Consider the following 21,072-nt stretch of genomic DNA (forward strand, 5'->3'; position numbering starts at 1 on the left):
AAAAAAGCACCCTTTTTGGATGCTTTTTTTGTATTTAATCCTTCTTCTCTTTTACCACTAAAGAGAATACATTGTCCAAATTAACCATACGATCTCCAAATCTGAAGAATCTAGCTTCTCTTGCTTGTATAGAATTTTCTATAGCAGCAACTGTTACTGTCTTTTTATACTCAATTTCAAATTCGTGTTGTTTACCATCGACTGCTTCTATGCTTATTATAAATTTTTTCATTTACTTATTCCCCACCTCTCCCAATCTATCTATTCGACAGAAAAGAAGAATATCCTACAAAACAAAAAGCCATCACCGAAGTGACAGCTCCTGAAGGGGAAGAGAGAGAACAAATGGCAATAAGTATCTCTTCAAGCCTCTGCTATTCTAGATACTCTCAGTCTTCTCGTTTATACTCCGTAGAGTCGGCTACTTAATGTCATTTTCGCCAATGTCGAATTATAAAAGATTTATATCCAGACGCATATGTTTCTTCCTACGCCTTGTTTGAACCAACACATAAAACTGAGGGAATGTTCAGCTGTATTGGCTCAAACAAAGAGCGGAAGCTCTCTGCTCGGTTAATCGTTTAAGAAGAACAGCCTGACTTATATCGGTGATTGTCGGTAGCAATTACTAATATAATTTAGACTTTCCTTCTTTTATGACATGCAGTTCATTCAATCAAACCATCATATCCAATTGGTGCCGATCTAGTTTTAACGAATTCCTTGAAAAAATTCTCCTTCCTCAAGCGCGTGAAGGGCGTAGCCCAGCGGTAGGTGGGAGATGAATTTCGGTTTGGCGTAGCCAAACGGCTTTGCTTTTTATTTTGCCTCTGATATAATCAGTCTTATAAAGTACAAAGGTTGGTATATCAATGAAATTATACAGAAATAATCATTCAGTGTTCTTGTTGTATTATCATCTTGTGTTGGTCGTAAAATACAGAAGAAATGTGTTTGATGATGATATGTCAGATTATGCAAAAGACATGTTTGTCAGGTTATCCGAGAATTACAACATAACACTGGTAGAGTGGAATCATGATGTAGACCATGTTCATATTTTGTTCAAGGCACATCCGAATACAGAAATGACAAAATTCATCAATGCTTATAAGAGTGCAAGTTCTCGAATAATCAAGAGAGACTTTCCACAAGTGAAAAAGAAACTTTGGAAAGAGTTGTTTTGGTCAAGAAGTTTTTGCTTACTAACTACTGGTGGTTCTCCAATAGATGTAGTAAAGAAATATATTGAAAAGTGAGGTGAAATGATATGACAAAGCATAATAAAGCATATAAATTCCGTTTGTATCCAACAGAAGAACAAGCATATCTTATGCGTAAAACCTTCGGTTGTGTACGTTTCGTGTATAATAGAATGTTAGCTGAACGAAAAGAAGCGTACGAAAAATACAAAGATGATAAGGAACAACTAAGGAAACAAAAGCCTCCAACTCCGGCGAAATATAAAGCAGAATTTGAGTGGTTAAAAGAAGTTGATTCATTAGCTTTGGCAAATGCTCAACTAAACTTGCAAACTACCTATAAGAATTTCTTTAGTGGTCAAAATGACTTCCCAACATTCAAAAGTAAAAAAGACAGAAAGTCTTATACAACGAATGTAGTAAACGGAAATATTATGTTGCTTACTGGTCATATCAAATTGCCAAAACTGAAAATGGTACGTATCAAACAGCATAGAGAGATACCACAAGATTATATGATCAAGTCATGTACGATTTCTATGACACCTACTGGTAAATACTATGTGTCCATCTTGACTGAATACGAAAAAGAGATTGTACAAAAAGAAGTAGAAACAGTTGTTGGATTAGACTTTGCGATGGATGGATTATACGTTAGTTCTGAGGATGAGAGAGCCAATTATCCTAAGTTCTATCGTAAAATGTTAGACCGATTAGCAAAGGCACAACGAGTATTAACAAGACGCAATAAAGGTTCTGAGCGTTGGAATAAACAACGTATTCGTGTAGCTAAGTTACATGAGAAGGTAGCTAACCAACGTAAGAATTTCCTTCATCATGAGTCTAAAGAGTTGGCTACTCATTTTGATGTTGTAGCTATTGAAGACCTAAACATGAAAGGAATGTCGCAAGCACTTCATTTTGGACAAAGTGTCGCTGACAATAGTTGGGGAATGTTCACTTCTTTTTTAGCTTATAAACTATACGAACAAGGAAAACAATTTATGAAAATAGACAAATGGTTTCCTTCCACAAAAACATGTAGCAGTTGTGGAAATGTAAAAAATATGTCATTGTCTGAACGAGTATATTCTTGCATATGCGGTGTAAATCTCGATAGAGATTATAACGCAGCTATCAATATCAAAAATGAAGCAATACACCTATTAGCGTTAGCATAAATAGCAATAAAATAACCTTTGGAACAAGGGAGTTAGCTCGGCTGTCTTAGGACGAATTCGTTAGCTATCAAAAGTAACGACTAACCGAGAAGCCCCCACTTCAAACAGTCCGTTAGGACGTTAAGTGGCGGGTGGTTCACGTACATGTAATACTCCAACTCAGTTTTAGAATCAAACTATATACCATCAATCATGATCGGCTTGCTCTTAATCTTCGGTTTCCTCTTTTTCTGTACTTTCACTTTTTGTTTATTTTTAAGAGGTTTAGTCTTTTTCTTTTTAATCAACTGCTAATCTCACTTTCTAATAAAAGGATTATTTTATTAAGTTCTCTATGAATTATTTTCTTCTATCTCTTGGCTTTCTTCTCTTATTTGACCAATTAATGAAACTACTGAACCGACTGCTTGGACCCAACTCCCCGTAATCACTATAAGTTGTCCATCCTCCTCATCACCTTCCGAAATTTCCTCCACTTTATCCCGACTAGCTTTCAATTCCTATATCCCACCTATTGATGTAACACCACCTAATGCTTGTATCCAATTCCCTGAAATTACTAATTTTTTTTGTGTTTCATCTTCAAAGTCTATAATGAGTCCTGTTAGAACCGTTATATTACCAATTGATTGGATTTCGTTCCCAATCAATTCAAGGGATATTTCTCCTTGTCCATCAGCTTCCAGACCGTTCCCCGTTGCCTGTAATACATTCCCCCATATGTTCAAGTCTTTGCTTAATTCGCTGTTCAATCTTTTTAAAGGTGTACTCCCAATCGCAGCAATAATTGTCCCTACTGCAACAAACCAAGCGCTAGCTATCTCCTTAATCGGATCATCCATTCTCAATCTACCCCGTCATTAATTTATTACTTACAGGATATGAATTTGCGCATATCCATGTTAATATCCTACTTCTCTCCCCTTGAATAAAACTAAATATTACGTCAATAATATAGATGACATTAGATTTTTCTCCTTGTTCCCCCTTGGAGATGAGCAGTTAGTTTTTGCTAACTGCTCTTATATTTATAACAAATATAAGATTCTTTAGAATGATTCTTCTTTATTTCTCAATATAAGGAGCCTTGGATTTTCATTAAAACTCCTGTAGTATATGAACAAAGAGTAAGGTAAGAGTTACTCTTTGCCATTTTAGGAGAGGTTCTGTTGGAGACAACAGGACCTTTTTTCGTAAAGAGATGGTTTTGTTTAATTTTTCACCACTAACCACAAAAACATCTTATAATCGTTATATACTGAATTAAATTAAAAGATTAGGAGTAGATCAAATGCCAGTTACACTAGAACTTATTCTTTTCATTCTTATAACAATTAGTGCTGTTGGCTATTTAATAAAAGAATTTCAAAAAACTAGGAAAAGAAGACTTGGAATTTCAATAGAATTTTTGGTTCTTTTCTGGTCAATATGGAGAATATCGACTATCATAATCTAATTTGTAAAATATAATCTCCCCTGAATAAAACTTAATATTCCGTCAATACTACGGATAGGCTGTTAAACAGCCGGAAATCTCTTGTGTGTAACCTTACTAATCGAGACTTCCTTCAAGACTGAGCAGTTAGCTTTTGCTAGCTGTTTTTCATTTGAAATCAAATAGTGTTTTTGTTCAAAATAATGCCCCATTCATTTGGACACATTTACCACTATTTTTACCAAAAAATTCATGATATGGTTAATTAGTCGAGTACGTCATTACTTGACGATTACCCTTAGAATCCCCGCAGACAAACGGGGGTTCTTTTATTTAAATAGCTTTTTGGTTAAAAGCCTTTCACACTTAAACTAGACAAGCATATGTTATTGTATGGAGACCTTCCAAGCATAGCAATCTACCTTTCAAGGAGCATACTTATTAGTGTGCTCTTTTCATTTGCTACTAAATAACGATTTTGTTCATTTTTTTCGCCTTTTAACTGGACAAGCATATGTTATTGTATGGAGACTTTCCACTCATAGAAATCTACCTTTCTTGTCAAAGAGCATACTTATATGTGTGCTCTTTTTCGCTTGTTATGAAATAAAGATTTTGTTCATTTTTTTGATACATTTATGAAACATTCATGTGTTATCTTCAGTAAGTCCTTTTAAAAACAGAAAAATTTATTATGTAAAAGACCCTAGTCCCCTCTAGGGCTTTTTACGTTCAAATAAGGATTTTATTAAAAAACTGCACATACATTAAGGCTTTTCGATATGAGTCTTGGTCATAGGGCGCCTTAAAAAGCGCTCTTTATTTTTATAGTAACAGGCTCAATAACTCCAAGTAACAAATACAATATAAAAAATTCACTCATGAAAATCTGATTACGATTATTTGAATTTTTTATATCTCATGAGACATTCATCTATCTTACTAAGAGTGCATATAAAAATGTGCTCTTTTTATTTGTTGTTAAATAAGAATTTTGTTTAATTTCCATTAACCGTTTTATCCACTTTACATATAGTAATATCACATGGAATTTCATAGGTTTCTCTGGACCAGTTACCTTGTATTCCTTGTGAATCTTGTGGAAAGAATCCGTTTATGACTAACGGGTTCTTTTATTTATTTTTCATACAACGATTATGCGTTGGGTTCATCAGTATGGTCCTGAATTGGACAAACGAATCCGTCGTCACCTCAAACAAATGACTCTTGGAGAGTCGATGAAACCTATATAAAAGTAAAAGGTCAATGGATAACTTATTCCTTACAATGGTAAAAGTGCTATAGGAATCTCGCAAATCCAAAAGTTATATGAATCATATTTTGAAGTTTTACCATATGAAATAAATGTCCTTGGATGGAAAGCAACCGAATTAAGACATCTTATAGGTCGTCTAGGTGAATTCTTTTGTGTTCTTTATACGAATGACGAGCTATCCAAAGTGACTAATCAGCATGGATATGATGTCATCAAAGATGGGAGAAGAATAAGTGTTAAAACAACTGCCCAAGGAAAAGGTTTTATCACGATCAATCAAAATACATTCTACCAATTCGATGATTTCTTCGTAGTTCAGTACAAAGATGATGATTTGAAACTATTATTTTACGGGCCAAAGGAAGAAATTCCATCGCTTAGACCATATGGGAATAATTATGAGGTCAATATAAGTTCTTTAAAGAGAATAGAAAAGACACTCCTTTAAGAGTGTCTTTTCCTATATTTTTTTAGCAGAAGCAACTGCATCCGATAATGATTAATAGTATAAAGAGTACAACGAGTAAAGCAAATCCGCCACCAAAACCGCAGCCTTCGCCGCAACTACCACCATAGCCCATAACAATAGTTCCTCCTTTAGATAAGAGGGTGAGACTAGGGTTCATTCCATGTATTTTAACGGGTTCACTTTACCTTATGTTTTTATGCCTGAATTGAGCAGGTCCTAAAAAAAAGACGCCATAAGGCGTCCCCCACAATTGGGTAGATAAGGTTTAGTTTTCTAATTTAAAGAAATTATGTATCACACCTTGAGAGTATATCATAATATCTATTAAATTTAATATTCTATGCATTATTACATAAAAGAAAAGAGACCCTAATGTGCCTTTCTACTCTGTAACAAATTTAAATACATAGTACATAAAAAATAAACAAGATAGATATGCTAGTCTGCCAGCAATCAATTCTTTCATAAATTTCATAAGTATCACTTTGACAACCAATGCTAAGAATAACGGTATAAACAGTACCATAGCAAGTTTGATCGCTATGGCATTTATAGCTGGGTTAAACGGTTCAAAATTAATTATGATATCCACTTATCTTTCTCTTAATCCTTTTATCTTTATAATATAATTTATATTGTTTTGTCCACTAAAAAATGACACTTTAAGGTACCTTCCTCTCACTTAAACCACCCAAACTTTAAATTTTTACATTTCAATAGAAATTATTAGGAGGTTAATTTTCATTTTTATGTTAAAATATTCAATATTCGTATTGATATTAGGGAGATGAATAGTATGTCTGGTGATTTCAACATGGATTCTAATTATTATGTAAGTGGTGCTGAAATCTTAGAGTTATTAGGTAGTTTAAGTCGTTTATTAATTGTACGTGAATTGGTTGTAAGTGGGACTTTAACAGTTTCTCAGTTGAGTGCTGCGACGCATATTTCGGAACCTATGATTTTACAACACTTACGCAAACTAACTATAGGTAATATTGTAATTAGCGAGCGCAAGGGTACAAGGCTTTATTGTAGAATAGAAGATAAGAAAATTATTGATATTATCGATTTATTAGGATTATTATATTAAGTTTTATTTGATGTCTTTTTTTGAATTTAAGCACTTTATAATTGAAACAATAACAAATAAAAAAGACACCCTAAGGTGCCTTCCTGCGACTTGAACCATCGTATTGTAATATGGTATCGGATGCCAATCCAATTATTATTTTACCACGTTAAATAATTTCGGTTATTGAGAAATAATAAAAGCCCTCTTTTGAGTGCCTGTTTCTAATTTATTACATCCTTAATTGATTGTAAATTGATTTGAATACGTGAATTCACCACGATATTTAATTGCAGCTACATAAGTACCACTTGTATAGCTATCTGTGATAGGAGTTTGCCAAATTTCTGTTCCAGGAAGAAATTCTGGTTCTATTGTTTGGAATCGTTCTAGGGTACCATTTGTGTGGACTTTAAAAATTTTCATTTGCGCACCAAAATGTTCTCTACCAAAGTGCTGTGTTAAGTAAAATGTATCACCAGTTATTAAATCCCCAATTTTCCAATCAGGTTGATATGTACTTTCCACGGAACTTTCCAGATCCACAATGGTTTTAAATCCCCAATCATCATTAAATGGATCTGAGTAAGCTGCAGTAACTTGTGAGGTAGGCTTAATCATTTCTATTGCAGTAAACCCGCTAAATGTTAACGCCCCAATTAATACTAATTTTCCTAATTTCATTATTGTTTCCCCCTATTAATTTTCAGAAATATTAAAAATCAGAAGTCATACACACATAATAATATAATTTATTGTATTATATTTCAAATATTTTCTAAAAAAACCATAAACATAAAAAAGACACCCTAAGGTGCCTTCCTCCGACTTGAACCATCTGAATTTTAATAATATGTATTGGACTCCTATCCGAATATTATCTTATTATTTCTCATGAAAAGACACTCTCAGATTTCATCTGATGACCATATTTTGTGTGATTTTGTAAAAAAATGTAGAAATTTAAGTTGAAATATTACATTATTGTTAGGACTTATTTTTTATATATTAGGGGTTCTACCACATCGCTATCAAGCTAAGCCCGTGTAACGTCAATGATAAGCAAGATTGTTTCTTTTTTTCGAAAGTCTATAAGTAGATGCTTTAAAGATTTGCATACGAAATAAACCCTAACGGTTTTCCTTTTTTGAATTAAGCTGCTTGGTTATCAGACATGGTACAATTATAAATAACACCTAATATATCAAAGACTGTTTTCTTCTCATACCTATGGGATTTTCGCCCGTTTTGCTGTAGGAGATTGAACAGGCGAATGAGAATCTTTGATAATTCTTGGGTGTCTTTCTGTATGGCTTGATAAATAAGAAAAAATAATCTCTAATCATATATATGGCCTTATATTCACTCAGCTCTCGTTTCTTTTTCATAAGAAGTAATTGACGCATTTGAAACATAGTAGAAGAACAGAGGAGAATGGCGATCAGTTGCCCATACAAATGGCATTCTAATCTTTCTCGTTTTATCTTTTTACAATGGTGAATATGAAAGAATGATTTCCATGTTTTAAATAAAATCTCGATTTGCCAACGTAAAGAGTACCAATCATGTACTTGTCCCATCGGGACAGTATCTGTAGAGGTGTTTGTCATATATACATTGATACCACTGAGACGTTTACTACGAGGGGAATACTTCATTCCTTTCTTTTTCTCTCTTACAGCTTGATCTTGCAATCGTTTTTGTTGTTGTTCATCTGTAAGTCGATGAACAATCACACGAGTTGGTACTTTATCAGTCATTCCTACATAAGCATCGGATATTTCATAGGTTTGTCCTGGTTGGAGAGAGTTCATTAATACCTCCATATCTATCTGTATATACTCTGTACCTTTCTTTATTCTTCCATCCTGAAAATAATCAGGTGTGAGATTTTTTTGATAAATACGTGTATTGGATTTAATACGAGAGATATAGTAAGCCTTTTTATCTTGTATATGTTGAAGATCTTTTAAATGAAAATACCCTAAATCACGGATACATAAATCATTTGGTGCCACAGTTGGAACACACAGAGAACCATAGGTTCGATCATGTTGTTTCCCTGGACCTGTATGGATATGTAGGAATTGTCCGCTTAATAGGTCATATTCAAGTTGAATTTTCATCCCAGCAGTATGGCTACATCCTCCAGCCCCAGGATAAATGGTTGAAAATATATCTGGAAGCTGAAATGCAGTGGAATCTAAAATGCGAATACGCTTGAAAACAGAGGTGTATGGAGAAGAAAGTGGCATAGATGAAGTTAATTTTTTATTTAGAAGGTTAGTCAATATATGTTGTAAAAACTGAACGGCTGATGTATTAAACCGTTGATTCAGTCCTTCCGGACTGATGAGTACTTCTGTGGATGCTTCTAAACAGCTAGATAACTGAGCTAAAGAGGTTGTAGCGATATTTTGACTCATCCATATACATAAAGCGACTAAATCTTTTGCTTGGTATTTACTAGTTCGTTGTACAAAACCAACATCTCTAGCAAGATCCCGTAAGGTATTTGGAGATAAAAAACTTTGAATCTCTTGAGCAAATAGTTTTAATTCGTCAGACACAGAAACAGACATAAAAAACGCCATCCTTTCCTATGATTCTATAGAAAGGATAGCGTATTTTTTCATTTTATGGGGTATTTTGTTTTTTAGCTTAATAGCGATGTGCGGGAACCCATTTCTATCAATCCAAGTAATCCACTTTTCTAGATTTAATTACTTTAAGTTCCTGGAGGCTAACCAAATCCCCTGCCAGTACTTATACTCAAAAACAGGGGGTATTTTATGGTATAATATGGATGATTCAGAATATTGATTTATATTAAGGGTGAAGGGGGAGTAGATTAGGATGAAAAAGCAAAGATTTTTAAAAAAACTATTAAGAAAAACCTTTTATATTGAACTAGATGATTCTCTTCATTATCCATCTTCTAAAACAATTTGTTCAGCTGTTGAAACCTATGCTATACAGTCTAAGGAGAAATTAAGTTTTGAAAGTAAAACAAAACCGATTACTTTTTATTTAGAAGATACATTGTATAGTGCAGATGTACGAATGGCTCGTGGAGGATATTATATATTTTGTTGAGAAGTATAGAGGGCTTGAGTTAATATGATTCTCTGTATTGGTTAAGCAAAATAAACAGACTAATTAGTACTAGTATCTAGGATTTATTTAGGGCTAGTACCACCAGTAACTTAATATTTTGAAGTATCCCCAAAACGATAAGAATGAACTTCTTTCTATAAATGACACAAATTTTTCGTTTTGGGGGCATTATAAAATTTAAACTTGATAGCGATGGGGTTCTACCACATACCCATCAAGCTAAGAAAAGCAAATACCCCCAAACGAGAAAATTGACATTGATCAAACAAAAGCGTTAGATGATTTTCGAATAAAGTTTAGGTAACAATAGGAGTATGTGGGGTAGCGTCACATGCCCATCAACTTAAAAATATTAACTACCCTCAAGAGTAAAAAATGCCATCCTTTCCTATGATTCTACAGAAAGAATAGCGTATTTTTTTATTTTAGGGGGCATTTCTTTTTATTAGCTTTAAGCGATGTGGTGCTTTCCCTATGTATGTAAACTGTAACTTCATCCACCTTTATTAATATTATTATATATAAATTCATTAATTAATATATCGATGTCTTGACTTAAATACAAAACTTGCTTATGGGTAAACCCATACTTCTCTACAAGTTTAATTAGTTCTTGTTTCTTTGATTCAATTAGTTTTTGTAAATCTCTCATCTCCATCTCTTTAAAAGGTTTTGGTGCAAAGATAAAATGAAAACCAATAAAATGCATATGTTCCTAACAGAATTGTATTTTATACTACAAGTTCAAACAATTGATGGATGAATTTCTTTCTGATTTTGGACAGACTGGTCCCGTAAATCAATCTGTTCTTTTTTAATCATATGCATAGCTTCTACTCCAGAAAGAATGGATGTAGCTGTGTCAAAGCATTTAAACCCTAGCATAGAACGGATTCGTTTCTTGATAAAGCGATGATCTTGTTCTACTATATTATTCAAGTACTTTTGTTGTCTAAGTCGCATACCGTTAGGTATGCTTTTTTCTTTTTTCAACTGTTCAATTGCTATAGGATAAGCTGGATTCTTGTCGACTGTTATAACACGAGGCTTTGAAACATGAAAAGACCGCAAAGCTTTCTTGAAAAAGCGCTTTGCAGCCTTCTGATCTCTTGTTTTGCTTAGGCAAAAATCGATTGTGCTTCCTGTCGAATCAACAGCACGATACAGGTACATCCATTGCCCTTTTACTTTGATATATGTTTCATCGACTCTCCAAGAGTCATTTGTTTGTTTGAGGTAACGTCGGATCCGTTTATCCAATTCAGGACCATACTGATGAACCCAACGCATAATCGTTGTATGAGAAATGGATAAACTCCGTTCCTCCATCATTTCCACTAAATCACGAAAACTGAGATTGTACCGTAGGTACCATCTTACTGTTAATAAGATAATATCAGGCTGATAGTGCTTCCATTTGAACAAATTTCTCTTTTCCATACTAATCACACACCTTTTTAGAGTAATAGTATCAGTATGTCCAAGGTTTATAGATTTTTTGCACCAGAACCCATTATACTCATAGGCAACACCCATAATATCAAAGATAGTTTTCTTCTCATATCTGTGAGATTTTTGTCCATTCTTCTGTAGAAGATGGAACAGGCGAATTAAAATCTTTGTTATTCTTCGGGTGTTTTGCTGTATAGCTTGATAAAGAATGTATAGATGGTCTTGAATCATTCCAATGGCCTTATATTCGCTTAATTCTCTTTTCTTCTTTTTTAAAATTAATTGTCGCATCTTAAACATTGTAGAAGAACATAGAAAAATAGTGATGAGTTTTCCGTAAATGTGGCATTCTAATCGCTCTCGTTTGATATTGTGCCACTCATGAATTTGAAATAAGGATTTCCAAGTTTTAAAGATAATTTCAATCTGCCAGCGGAGGGAATAAAAATCATGTATTTGTTCCATCGGAACCCATTCCAAAGGGGTATTGGTAACATAAATGTTCATGCCAGCTAATCGTTTACTTTTTTCTGAGTACATAATACCCTTTTTACTTTCCGTATACACTTGTTTTTTCTTACGTTCTCGAAGTTGTTTTTCAGTTAATCGATATATAATAACTCGTGTAAATAGTTTTTTATCCTTTCCAATATAAGCATCTGTTATTTCATAGACCTGTCCTGGTTTTAAAGTATTCATAATGTGTTCTAAATCAACTGTGATATACTGAGACTGTTTTTTTACTGTTCCATTTCGAAAGTATTCAGGAAACTCATTTTTGATATACACCATATTATTTAGTTTAAGCCGCGATATATAATACACGCCACGTTGGTCCATTTGATCTAAATCCTCCAGTGAATAATAGCCTAAATCCCGAATACATAGATCGCCAGGTCGTAATGTCGCTAAACATTCTGTTCCAAAGGTCTTATCATTATTTTTTCCTGGTTCAACTTGAAAATTTAAAAACTGTCCGCTATGTAAATCATATTCTAGTTGAATCTTTATACCTGCTGTTTGTGCACAACCACCTGATCCAGGATACACACTAGCTAAATGTTTTGGTACTTGAAAAATCGTTGCATCTAAAATACGAATCCGTTGAAAATAGGTGATTGAAGAGCTTGGAATCAATGATGTTTCACAAATTTTATTTTTTAATAGTGTAGAGAAAATATGTTTTAAAAAGCAAACCGCCTTCTTATTGAAACGTTTATTGAGTCCTTCTGGACTCATAAGAGTTCCTGTAACAGCATGAAGTTGACTACACAGTCGAACTAAAGAATCACTCGCGACACGTTGACTAATCCAGACACAGATAATAGCTAAATCATTTCCTGAAAATTTACGCTTTCGTTGTACAAAAGTTAGTTCTTTAGCCAGATTCTCTAAAAATGAGGGAGTAAGATGTTGATATAACTCTTCAGCAAATAATTGTAGTTCACTTTGAATCGAAAGATTCATAAAAAAACGCCACCCTTTCTGTATATTTCTACAAAAAGAATAGCGTTTTTAAGGTCGAATTAATATGAGATTATATTGGTTTAATAAAATCTTTTATAGAGTTTAATCTTTGGGAACCGTATTATAATTTATAAGGATTATTTTTCGTTAAATTTTTCAATTCGTTTTCAAGGGAAAGCTTAAGGCTTTTCTTTTTCTTTTCAATGGATGTGATCTTATGAAAAGTTAACAAAGATAACATAGAGAATAATTTATAATATATCTCTGTAGATCCGTTCTTATTGTTTAAAATAATTTGCTCCATAGTATAGAATCTCCTTTTTTAACACAGTCCTATTTCTAATTTCAATACTTGGTTATTATTTTACCAATTTTTATTGAAATCTTCTACTTTACTAATTATTATTTCTTGATAATCTATATTCTAATTCTATATTTACCTTTAAAAGTGCAATTTTTTCATTTGGGGGATACTTCAAAATATTAAGTTGATGGGCATGTGAATGATACCCTTTGACACGAAATTCTACAAATCTATCATAAATGGAATATTAATTTTAGAAAGTAATATATTCTCGATTTCCAAATCTTATTTTTCTGCACTAAAATACCCTTATTAATGAAGATTTTATATTATTAAATATAAAAATTTTAGAAACGAGGTGTTAAAATTCATAAATTTTTCCCAAAAGTTAATATTAATTATGATATGAGGGCTAAATTATAATTTTCTATGCTATCAATCGTATAATTAATATTCCTTCCACTTCATAAAAAAAGATGATCCATTATTATAGATCATCTTTTGTGTTCTTTATATGCAATCAGCTTTGTATATTTTTATTCTCAATTTTCCTAAAATATATATACGAAGAAAACACAGATATTAAAGCAGCAATTGCCACAAGCCCGATCATAATTAAAATCACAAATTTTGGGATCAAAATTGAGAATAGTATTATTATTAAACCTGTAATAAAAAAGATTTTTGCAGAGAATCGATTAGTTAATCTCCATACTTCCTTATTCTTTAAAGTCCAAGGTGTTCTTATTCCGTATATATAATTTTGTTCTACTCGCTGCATAAAGTTAGATAAAATCATAATGAATATACCAGTTGCTATACCCACTATTAATTCAAAAGTAACAGTATATCCAAACTCTGTACTTATAATTACTAAATGAATAATACATAACAACATTAACATTGCATTAGAAATGATTCTTAAATCAAGTTTATTTTCTGGATTTTCCCCAGTCAATAATGTATTTTTCACTAATATATTAAATATCACATTTGAAATAAGCATTATTGTGGGCATAATGCTTAGGATCCATATTTTCTCATCCCCTAATTTAAAATAAGAAATGAAACTTACCAATAAATTAATCATAATAATAAGATATGAACATGTTTTTTTCCTCATTATCTATTTTCCTCCCCGCTTTTAATGTTTATAAGCCAATTCAAAATATCTTGGACGACTGTTGTATTTAATGAATAAAAAATATACTTCCCTTCTTTTCGATTTTTAACTACACTTGATTGCTTCAAAATATTTAGATGTTGAGAAATACTTGGCTTTGACATATTGAAATGTGAAGCAATTTCTCCTGCAGTAAGATCTCTCTCCTTTAACAAATCTAATATCTTTCTTCTTGTTGGATCTGCCAAAGCCTTAAAAAGATCATTCAATGAATATCCTCCTTTCAATAACATTTAAGCATTTACTTAAATGTTATGTGTAAAAATAAAAAAAAGCAAGCAATACTTAAATTTAATATAACAATGCAAAATTTTTACGTTCATATCGCATGCATTCTAAACTATTTGTTAAACATGTTATATCTAGGCCTAGGGTACCACAATTTTAATATCCCCTTTGCTTGTGTAGGAGGGGTATCGCCACATCGCTATTAAGCTAACAAGACAAAATACCCCCTAAAATGAAAATGACGTTATTCTTTCTGTAGAATCATAGGAAAGGATGGCGTTTTTTATGTCTATTTCTGTATCCAATGAATTACAACTATTTGAGGTCACCATATCATTTTAAGAAAATTGTACGCTAAGGAGTTTATAAGGGTCATAGAGACTTAATAAACATGTTTATTCACGTTACAAACCTTGATTTTATAAGGTTTAAGGTTGTGTCCTTAAAGGTATACCTTTTTAAACGGTTTTGTATTTTTGTAGTAATTGCTAAATTTGATTATTATTATAGTAGTAATTTTAATTTTAAAAATATTTAAATCACTTCTATAATAAATACTATAACTATACGAAGGGAAATGGGACGTTGAAAACGAGGGAGCTTCTTACTACAGAACAAAGAGAATACTTTTATGAAATTCCTGAGCATATGGACGAGAGAGAAATCCTGCGATATTACACAATATCTGATGAAGAATTGCAAATTATAAATAAGCAACGCGGTGCTGCCAATCGATTAGGTTTTGCCATACAAATCGCTTACTTACGCTTTCCTGGGAGACCATTATCTGCAAATGAAAAAGTTTCAGATTTTATTGTACATACGATTGCTAAACAATTAAAAATTTTGCCTTCAGCTATACAGAACTATGCACGTGGGCGTGATGCAACTCGACGAGAACATTTGAGTAAAATCAGAAATGAGGAAAAGAAAAATTATTCTACCAGCCATATATGCAGTTGAACATGTAGCATGGGCTGTACGTGAACGAGCACATAGAAAGATTTTCAAACAATTAACAAGAAATCTTACTTCTTCTCAATGTAAGCAACTAGACAAGTTATTAAGTGTAGGAAAAGGATACAAGTCTTCGTATTTATCATGGCTTCGACAACCTTCAGGTGTTGTTTCCGTTAAAAATTTTCACAAGATTATGGATCGAATAGAGTTTATCCAACAATTAAATTTACCTTTAGATAACGGCAGAGAAGTGCATCAGAATCGATTGCTACAGATGGCACGTGAAGGATCACGTTATTCCAATCAGCATTTATCCAGGTTTCATGAGCTCAAACGACATGCAACTCTTATGGCCTTTCTCATTCATATATATGCTTTTTTAACAGATCAAGGAATAGAAATGCTTGAGAAACTAATGGGTAGAATGTTTAATCGTGGAGAAAAGAAACATAAGGAACATTTTCAAAAGGACGGAAAAGCGATAAATGAAAAGGTTCGTTTATACGCGAAAGTTGGAAAGGCTTTAATTGAAGCAAAAGAATTAGAACAAGACCCATTTGAATCTTTACAATCCATCATTTCATGGGAACAATTTGTACAATCAGTGGAACAGGCAGAAGAATTAGCTAGACCAGCAGAGTTTGATTATTTAGAACTGCTGGATAATCACTATGGACACTTTCGAAAGTTTGCACCTAGATTATTAAGAACGTATGTATTTAAAGCCTCTAAAGCAAGCCATACTTTATTTCAAGCCCTAGAGATGTTGAAAGAAATAAACCAAACAGGAAAAAGAAAAATCCCTGAAACAGCTCCGATGAATTTTCTCAAATCGAAATGGTTCAAGCATGTGATGAAAGAAAATGGTATTGATCGTCATTACTATGAGTTCGGTATCTTTTCAGAATTATGTAATCACCTTCGTTCTGGGGACATGTGGGTCGTAGGAAGTAGACAATATAAGGATTTTGAAGAATATCTTTTACCTCAAGAAAAATGGAAAGAATTAAAGGAGAAAAACCACGTTCCACTAACAATTCCAACCAATATAGATCAGTATTTGCAGGAACGATTTGAGTTAATGGAAGAGCAACTCACTAAGGTAAATTATTTAATTCAAAATCAATTATTGCCAGATGTTGAAATCTATGCAGATAAAATACAAATTGCATCTTTAAAGAAAATGATTCCGGATGAGGTCGAAGATCTAACTAGACTTATTTATAGTGTATTACCCCGTATTAAATTAACAGATCTATTGGTAGAAGTAGATAGCTGGACCCATTTTAGCAAACATTTTGTTCATCTTCATACCCAAACTGAGCCAAAGGATAAATCCGTATTATTCGCAGCTATTTTGGCTGATGGAATTAATCTAGGCCTTTCAAAAATGGCAGATGCATGTCCAAATATATCTTATACACAATTAGCTTGGATATCAGATTGGTATATAAGGGATGAAAATTACTCCAAAGCTCTTGGAGCAATCACTGATTTTCAGCATAAATACCCATTCTCTTCTCACTGGGGAGATGGTTCAACTTCATCCTCTGATGGACAATTCTTTAGAGCAGGTGGTCAGTCTAGCCCTTTGGCACAAGTAAACGCAAAGCATGGTAGGGATCCAGGGTTAAGTTTTTATACACATATCTCAGATCAATACGCCCCATTTTATGTACAAGTTATTAGTTCTTCAGAAGAAGCGCCACATATTATTGATGGATTACTATACCATGAAACAGATTTAGAAATTGAAGAACATTATACGGATGCGGCAGGCTTTGTAGATCATGTTTTTGCCATGTGTCATATGTTAGGATTTCGATTTGCTCCTAGAATTAAAACGTTTAGTAAAAATAAAATTTATACTTTTGAAAAGCCCTTAAATCAACCGCACCTAGAATTTATGATTGGTGGAACAATTCATACAAAGAAAATAAGAGAAAATTGGGATGACTTATTACGATTAACTAGCTCTGTTCGTAATGGAACAGTCACAGCTTCTCTGATTCTCAAAAAGCTTGCGGCCTATCCTAGGCAGAATAGCTTGTCTGTAACTTTGCGTGAGATAGGAAGAATTGAAAGAACTTTATATACATTAGAATGGTTGCAGAGTCCGGAGCTTAGAAGACGTGTTCAGGTTGGTTTAAATAAAGGCGAAGCAAAACACGCACTTGCTCGAGCTGTATTTTTCAATCGATTAGGAGAAATTCGTGATCGTTCTTATGAGGACCAATTACATAGAGCAAGCGGATTGCAACTGCTTATTTCAGCGATTGTATTATGGAATACGGTATATATATCACGTGCAGTAGATGCTTTACGTGCAAAAGGCGTGGACATTCCAGAAGAATATTTAAAACATATATCTCCACTTGGATGGGAACATATTACGTTGACAGGTGATTATGTTTGGAACTTGAATGAAAAAACAAATTTTAATAATCTAAGACCATTACGCGAAAAAAATTATATCAAAAAATAGCAAACTAAGTAGCCGGTTCCTTAACGTACAGGGAACCGGTCGATTTGTGTCCAATTTGTGTCTAAACGTACAATTTTCTTTTTTTGATATGGTGACCCCATGTAGCAAGTGATTCTCTCACTCAATTATGTAGTCAGCTTTATGCCAATACAGCTACACTCATAAGTCCAGAAGGACTGAATCAACGCTTTAATCCAGCAGCTGTCGCATTTCTTCGAGAAGTTTTTACTTCTCTTCTCACACAAAAACTCTGTTCAAATCACTCACTTTCTGCACATATAATCTCTACTTTCAATCGTATCCGTATTCTAGATGCAACAGTGTTTCAACTGCCTGATCAATTCGCCACTGACTATCAAGGTTCAGGTGGGAGTAGTAATACGGCAGGCGTGAAAATCCAATTGGAATATGATTTACTTAACGGTCAATTCCTTAACGTGCAGCTTGGACCAGGAAAAAATAATGATAAAACATATGGTACCATCTGTCTTAAAACCGTAGAAGCAGGCGATTTGTGTTTACGTGATCTTGGTTACTTCGATTTAGGAGACTTACAAGCCATTAATGATAAAGAGGCTTACTATATCTCGCGGTTGAAGTTGAATACACGCATTTATATCAAGAACCCTGAACCAGAATACTTCAAAAATGGTACGTTAAAAAAGCAAACAGAATACATCCAGCTTGATATGACACAAATGCTGTCTGGTCTAATCCCTGGTGAAACGATGGAAATCCCCGAGGCATACATTGGCCAAAATCAGAAACTTCCAGCACGTGTCATTATTCATCGTTTAACCGATAATCAAACACAAACACGTCTGAAAAACCAAGCGATACGTGAAAAAAAGAAAGGCATTGTCATGAAGGATAAAAGTAAACGTTTAATGGGCATGAATGTATATATCACGAATACGTCGCTAGAAGAAGTACCAACGAACTACGTGCATTCATTATATTCACTTCGTTGGCAGATTGAAATTTTGTTTAAAACGTGGAAATCATTCTTTGAAATTGATGAATGTCAAAATATAAAAAGAGAACGCCTAGAGTGCCATTTATATGGACAACTCATCGGCATTCTCCTCTGTTCTTCTACGATGTTTCAAATGCGTCAGTTTCTGTTTGAAAAGAAAAAGCAGGAGCTGAGTGAATATAAAGCAATTTATATGATTAAAGATTACTTTCCATTACTGTTTCAAGCGATAGCCGTTGGCACAGAAGAACTTTTAAAAATTCTGCATTGCCTTTATCAACTGCTCAAAAAGAACGGTCGTAAATGCCATCGGTATAAGAAGATGACCGTCTTTGATATTCTAGGGATTGTGTATAAAACGACAGTGAAGCATAGACAAGCTGCCTAGCGAAAAAATCGCGTTTTAATAGGCTTCTTTAGCATGCCTATTTTTTTATCACTTGCTAGTTTTGAAACAAGGATCAATTCGTACCTAGTAATTTATTTAGTTAGCTTGATGGGCATGGCGTGCTACCCCTTAAATCACTTAATCTCTAAAATTATTGCTAGATCGATTGCATAATTCGTGCGAGTTCTTTTTCTAAAGCAGCGGGCTCGTTTGCATAATTGTAAATCCCTAAAAACTTCTCTATAGCCTCTGGATGGGAACTGATTAGCTTGTTGACAGCATCCTGTTGTTCAGATATGCGTTCATTCTTCGAAATTTGGCATCCCATGTGAAACCGAACCATAAACTCATCTTCTATTGCCTTTTGATATTCTTCAGACATTTGATTTGATTGATCGGATTGTCCCTTATATTTTGATAGAATATTGGATAATATACGTGCTCCACATATAGCATCATGGATACCCTGCGCCATGCCAGGATCTTTAAAACAAACTGCATCTCCAACCAACGCCCATCCTTTTCCCATTCCTTTATACCAGTAATTATCATATCCGAGAATGCCTTTGACCGGTTCTACTAGTTCTGCATTTTTCAAGCGCGCCCCAATTGTTGTATTCGGAAAGTTATCTGTAAAGAAATTGCGTAGACAGCTTTCCGGATTTAATTTCAACCGTTCTATCAATTCCTTATTTTCTAATGGGAAAATGCCGACAATTACATATAAATCATCATTCGTTGGAAAGAGAATGGCTGTGTTATCTTTTATCTTGTATACTTCAAATTTAGGGACATTATCGTGGCGAAATCCAGAGAAATACCCGAAATAGATGCCGACTGTTGCCGGAATACTTATTTTGAGTTCACTTTTTACCAGCTTGCGAATAATAGAGGATCGGCCGTCTGCCCCGACTACCAGGCGAGCTAAAAATTCTTGTTTCTCGTTGTCGCCGTCTAAACCTTTCACGCCTATCACTGTTTCGTCATCACGGATGACATCCGTCACACGAAATCCTTCTAAAACAGTTACATTCATTTGGGATTTGGCTTGTTCAAGTAGAATATGATCGAGATAAGTTCTTCTAATACAATAACAACTTTCCTCTCCGTAAACCTCAGGGATGAGACCTTCTATCACGGTATCCTCAAATTGAAATTTAATATCCCGTACCGGCGGTACTTTTGTTTCCAATAACTTGTCCAGGACACCGGTTTCTCGAAGAAGAGCGACAGTATTATTGAAAAAGGTATGGGTTGATAATGTGTCCCTTGGAAAATTCGCTCGGTCCACTAACAACACATGGAAACCTGCCTTAGCAAGATAAATTGCCAGGGTAGAGCCGGCACATCTAGCACCGGTAATGATGACATCATACGTCTTATTCATCGTATCACTCCATTTTCAAGTATAATTATTAACTTGCTTATCCATTAGAAGAGTTCTAAAGTTAATGCCCCTACGAGTTAAAGTAATGGGGAAAATTGATAAGAATGCACTACATACATAAAGTATGGAAGCTAAAACGAAATAAGTACAGAAAATTCTCACCTGCTATACAATTAAAAAGAATTTGTGGTAAAAATCGGAATGATAATTTAAGTATTAAATAAAGGTCCGTTTACTTGTCTCGTGAAGAGTTAATAGATGTATATTCACAAAAATGGTTGTTAAAACATCGACTCCAAACTCCTTGTATAAAGTTTTGGAAATCAAGTCCATTTGCTATGTTAAATGCGCTATAATTTTGGGGTAGTCGTCCTTATCATATGTTGAATGAATTATATCAAAATCGTTTTAAAGAGTGGGAATTAAAAAAAAACGCCTACAGGATTCTGGACAAAAGAGAAGGGACTCCATTTAGCAGATGAGTTCAACA

General features: G+C 33.7%; 13 protein-coding genes and 8 pseudogenes. 8 read left to right on the forward strand and 13 right to left on the reverse strand.

Annotation, left to right across the window (positions count from 1 at the left end; all coding sequences use genetic code 11):
• Positions 1-34: 34 nt before the first annotated feature.
• On the reverse strand, positions 35-232 hold the full coding sequence (locus tag MHH59_RS30290) for a hypothetical protein (protein ID WP_002069589.1): 198 nt from the start codon (positions 230-232) through the stop codon (positions 35-37).
• 640 nt (positions 233-872) lie between these two features.
• Between MHH59_RS30290 and tnpA the strand changes: the two genes are divergently transcribed.
• A complete protein-coding gene (gene tnpA, locus MHH59_RS30295; RefSeq protein WP_340853705.1) occupies positions 873-1,259 on the forward strand; it encodes an IS200/IS605 family transposase in 387 nt (128 codons plus the stop codon).
• Between the two features lie 11 nt (positions 1,260-1,270).
• On the forward strand, positions 1,271-2,383 hold the full coding sequence (locus MHH59_RS30300) for an RNA-guided endonuclease TnpB family protein (RefSeq protein WP_340853707.1): 1,113 nt from the start codon (positions 1,271-1,273) through the stop codon (positions 2,381-2,383).
• A gap of 332 nt (positions 2,384-2,715) precedes the next feature.
• On the opposite strand, the pseudogene MHH59_RS30305 reads toward MHH59_RS30300, so the two are convergent.
• Positions 2,716-3,225 (reverse strand): annotated as a pseudogene (locus MHH59_RS30305) (DUF6944 family repetitive protein).
• Positions 3,226-4,951: 1,726 nt separating this feature from the next.
• Between MHH59_RS30305 and MHH59_RS30310 the strand changes: the two are divergent.
• Both MHH59_RS30310 and MHH59_RS30315 read left to right on the forward strand, forming a co-directional pair.
• A pseudogene (locus MHH59_RS30310) lies at positions 4,952-5,091 on the forward strand (IS6 family transposase); the annotation flags it as partial.
• A 19-nt stretch (positions 5,092-5,110) separates the two neighbouring features.
• Positions 5,111-5,542 (forward strand): annotated as a pseudogene (locus MHH59_RS30315) (DUF6998 domain-containing protein); the annotation flags it as partial.
• 22 nt (positions 5,543-5,564) lie between these two features.
• On the opposite strand, the gene MHH59_RS30320 reads toward MHH59_RS30315, so the two are convergent.
• Positions 5,565-5,675 (reverse strand): YjcZ family sporulation protein, encoded by a 111-nt coding sequence (locus tag MHH59_RS30320; RefSeq protein WP_078401698.1) that lies wholly within the window; start codon positions 5,673-5,675, stop codon positions 5,565-5,567.
• 270 nt (positions 5,676-5,945) lie between these two features.
• The gene (locus MHH59_RS30325; protein WP_340853708.1) at positions 5,946-6,155 is read right to left on the reverse strand and encodes a hypothetical protein; all 210 of its coding nucleotides are present in this window, start codon (positions 6,153-6,155) and stop codon (positions 5,946-5,948) included.
• A gap of 204 nt (positions 6,156-6,359) precedes the next feature.
• Here MHH59_RS30325 and MHH59_RS30330 point away from each other — a divergent pair, with 204 nt between their 5' ends.
• Positions 6,360-6,656 carry a metalloregulator ArsR/SmtB family transcription factor gene (locus MHH59_RS30330; RefSeq protein ID WP_002068911.1) on the forward strand — a complete coding sequence of 99 codons (297 nt, stop codon included), beginning with the start codon at positions 6,360-6,362 and terminating at the stop codon, positions 6,654-6,656.
• A 219-nt stretch (positions 6,657-6,875) separates the two neighbouring features.
• Here the strand turns inward: MHH59_RS30330 and MHH59_RS30335 are convergent, their stop codons facing one another.
• Complete coding sequence (locus MHH59_RS30335; RefSeq protein ID WP_151304161.1) at positions 6,876-7,319, reverse strand: DUF5065 family protein; 444 nt, start codon at positions 7,317-7,319, stop codon at positions 6,876-6,878.
• A gap of 468 nt (positions 7,320-7,787) precedes the next feature.
• Positions 7,788-9,217: pseudogene (locus tag MHH59_RS30340) on the reverse strand (IS4 family transposase).
• Between the two features lie 274 nt (positions 9,218-9,491).
• On the opposite strand from MHH59_RS30340, the gene MHH59_RS30345 reads away from it, so the two are divergent.
• Entirely contained in the window at positions 9,492-9,731 is a 240-nt protein-coding gene (locus MHH59_RS30345) for a DUF4318 domain-containing protein (RefSeq protein ID WP_445290626.1), read from the forward strand.
• A gap of 514 nt (positions 9,732-10,245) precedes the next feature.
• Here the strand turns inward: MHH59_RS30345 and MHH59_RS30350 are convergent.
• From MHH59_RS30350 to MHH59_RS30375, 6 genes and pseudogenes are all read right to left on the reverse strand, one after another.
• Positions 10,246-10,410 carry an aspartyl-phosphate phosphatase Spo0E family protein gene (locus MHH59_RS30350; protein WP_201054985.1) on the reverse strand — a complete coding sequence of 55 codons (165 nt, stop codon included), beginning with the start codon at positions 10,408-10,410 and terminating at the stop codon, positions 10,246-10,248.
• A 73-nt stretch (positions 10,411-10,483) separates the two neighbouring features.
• Positions 10,484-11,192 (reverse strand): annotated as a pseudogene (locus MHH59_RS30355) (IS6 family transposase).
• A gap of 54 nt (positions 11,193-11,246) precedes the next feature.
• Positions 11,247-12,671, reverse strand: a pseudogene (locus tag MHH59_RS30360) (IS4 family transposase); the annotation flags it as partial.
• 121 nt (positions 12,672-12,792) lie between these two features.
• Complete coding sequence (locus MHH59_RS30365) at positions 12,793-12,975, reverse strand: hypothetical protein (protein ID WP_269481993.1); 183 nt, start codon at positions 12,973-12,975, stop codon at positions 12,793-12,795.
• Between the two features lie 520 nt (positions 12,976-13,495).
• Positions 13,496-14,098 (reverse strand): SdpI family protein, encoded by a 603-nt coding sequence (locus tag MHH59_RS30370; RefSeq protein WP_340853712.1) that lies wholly within the window; start codon positions 14,096-14,098, stop codon positions 13,496-13,498.
• Positions 14,098-14,367, reverse strand: coding sequence for an autorepressor SdpR family transcription factor (locus tag MHH59_RS30375; RefSeq protein ID WP_340853715.1), 270 nt, complete (start codon positions 14,365-14,367; stop codon positions 14,098-14,100). The genes MHH59_RS30370 and MHH59_RS30375 overlap by 1 nt, the downstream gene beginning before the upstream one ends.
• A 604-nt stretch (positions 14,368-14,971) precedes the next feature.
• On the opposite strand from MHH59_RS30375, the pseudogene MHH59_RS30380 reads away from it, so the two are divergent.
• Both MHH59_RS30380 and MHH59_RS30385 read left to right on the forward strand, forming a co-directional pair.
• Positions 14,972-17,831 (forward strand): annotated as a pseudogene (locus tag MHH59_RS30380) (Tn3 family transposase).
• Positions 17,832-17,929: 98 nt separating this feature from the next.
• Positions 17,930-19,195: pseudogene (locus MHH59_RS30385) on the forward strand (IS4 family transposase); the annotation flags it as partial.
• A 157-nt stretch (positions 19,196-19,352) separates the two neighbouring features.
• Here the strand turns inward: MHH59_RS30385 and MHH59_RS30390 are convergent.
• Complete coding sequence (locus MHH59_RS30390) at positions 19,353-20,582, reverse strand: NAD(P)/FAD-dependent oxidoreductase (protein ID WP_086389219.1); 1,230 nt, start codon at positions 20,580-20,582, stop codon at positions 19,353-19,355.
• Positions 20,583-21,072: the final 490 nt, after the last annotated feature.

Origin of the sequence: Bacillus sp. FSL E2-0195 (assembly GCF_038003645.1) — a bacterium.
Lineage (GTDB): Bacteria > Bacillota > Bacilli > Bacillales > Bacillaceae_G > Bacillus_A > Bacillus_A mycoides.

Bases quoted from the DNA above. Each gene is read 5' to 3' on its own strand.
- MHH59_RS30330 (WP_002068911.1), top strand. From the start codon at position 6,360: ATGTCTGGTGATTTCAACATGGATTCTAATTATTATGTAAGTGGTGCT.
- MHH59_RS30350 (WP_201054985.1), bottom strand. From the start codon at position 10,410: ATGGAGATGAGAGATTTACAAAAACTAATTGAATCAAAGAAACAAGAA.
- MHH59_RS30320 (WP_078401698.1), bottom strand. From the start codon at position 5,675: ATGGGCTATGGTGGTAGTTGCGGCGAAGGCTGCGGTTTTGGTGGCGGA.
- tnpA (WP_340853705.1), top strand. From the start codon at position 873: ATGAAATTATACAGAAATAATCATTCAGTGTTCTTGTTGTATTATCAT.
- MHH59_RS30370 (WP_340853712.1), bottom strand. From the start codon at position 14,098: ATGAGGAAAAAAACATGTTCATATCTTATTATTATGATTAATTTATTG.
- MHH59_RS30390 (WP_086389219.1), bottom strand. From the start codon at position 20,582: ATGAATAAGACGTATGATGTCATCATTACCGGTGCTAGATGTGCCGGC.
- MHH59_RS30300 (WP_340853707.1), top strand. From the start codon at position 1,271: ATGACAAAGCATAATAAAGCATATAAATTCCGTTTGTATCCAACAGAA.
- MHH59_RS30365 (WP_269481993.1), bottom strand. From the start codon at position 12,975: ATGGAGCAAATTATTTTAAACAATAAGAACGGATCTACAGAGATATAT.
- MHH59_RS30290 (WP_002069589.1), bottom strand. From the start codon at position 232: ATGAAAAAATTTATAATAAGCATAGAAGCAGTCGATGGTAAACAACAC.
- MHH59_RS30345 (WP_445290626.1), top strand. From the start codon at position 9,492: ATGAAAAAGCAAAGATTTTTAAAAAAACTATTAAGAAAAACCTTTTAT.
- MHH59_RS30335 (WP_151304161.1), bottom strand. From the start codon at position 7,319: ATGAAATTAGGAAAATTAGTATTAATTGGGGCGTTAACATTTAGCGGG.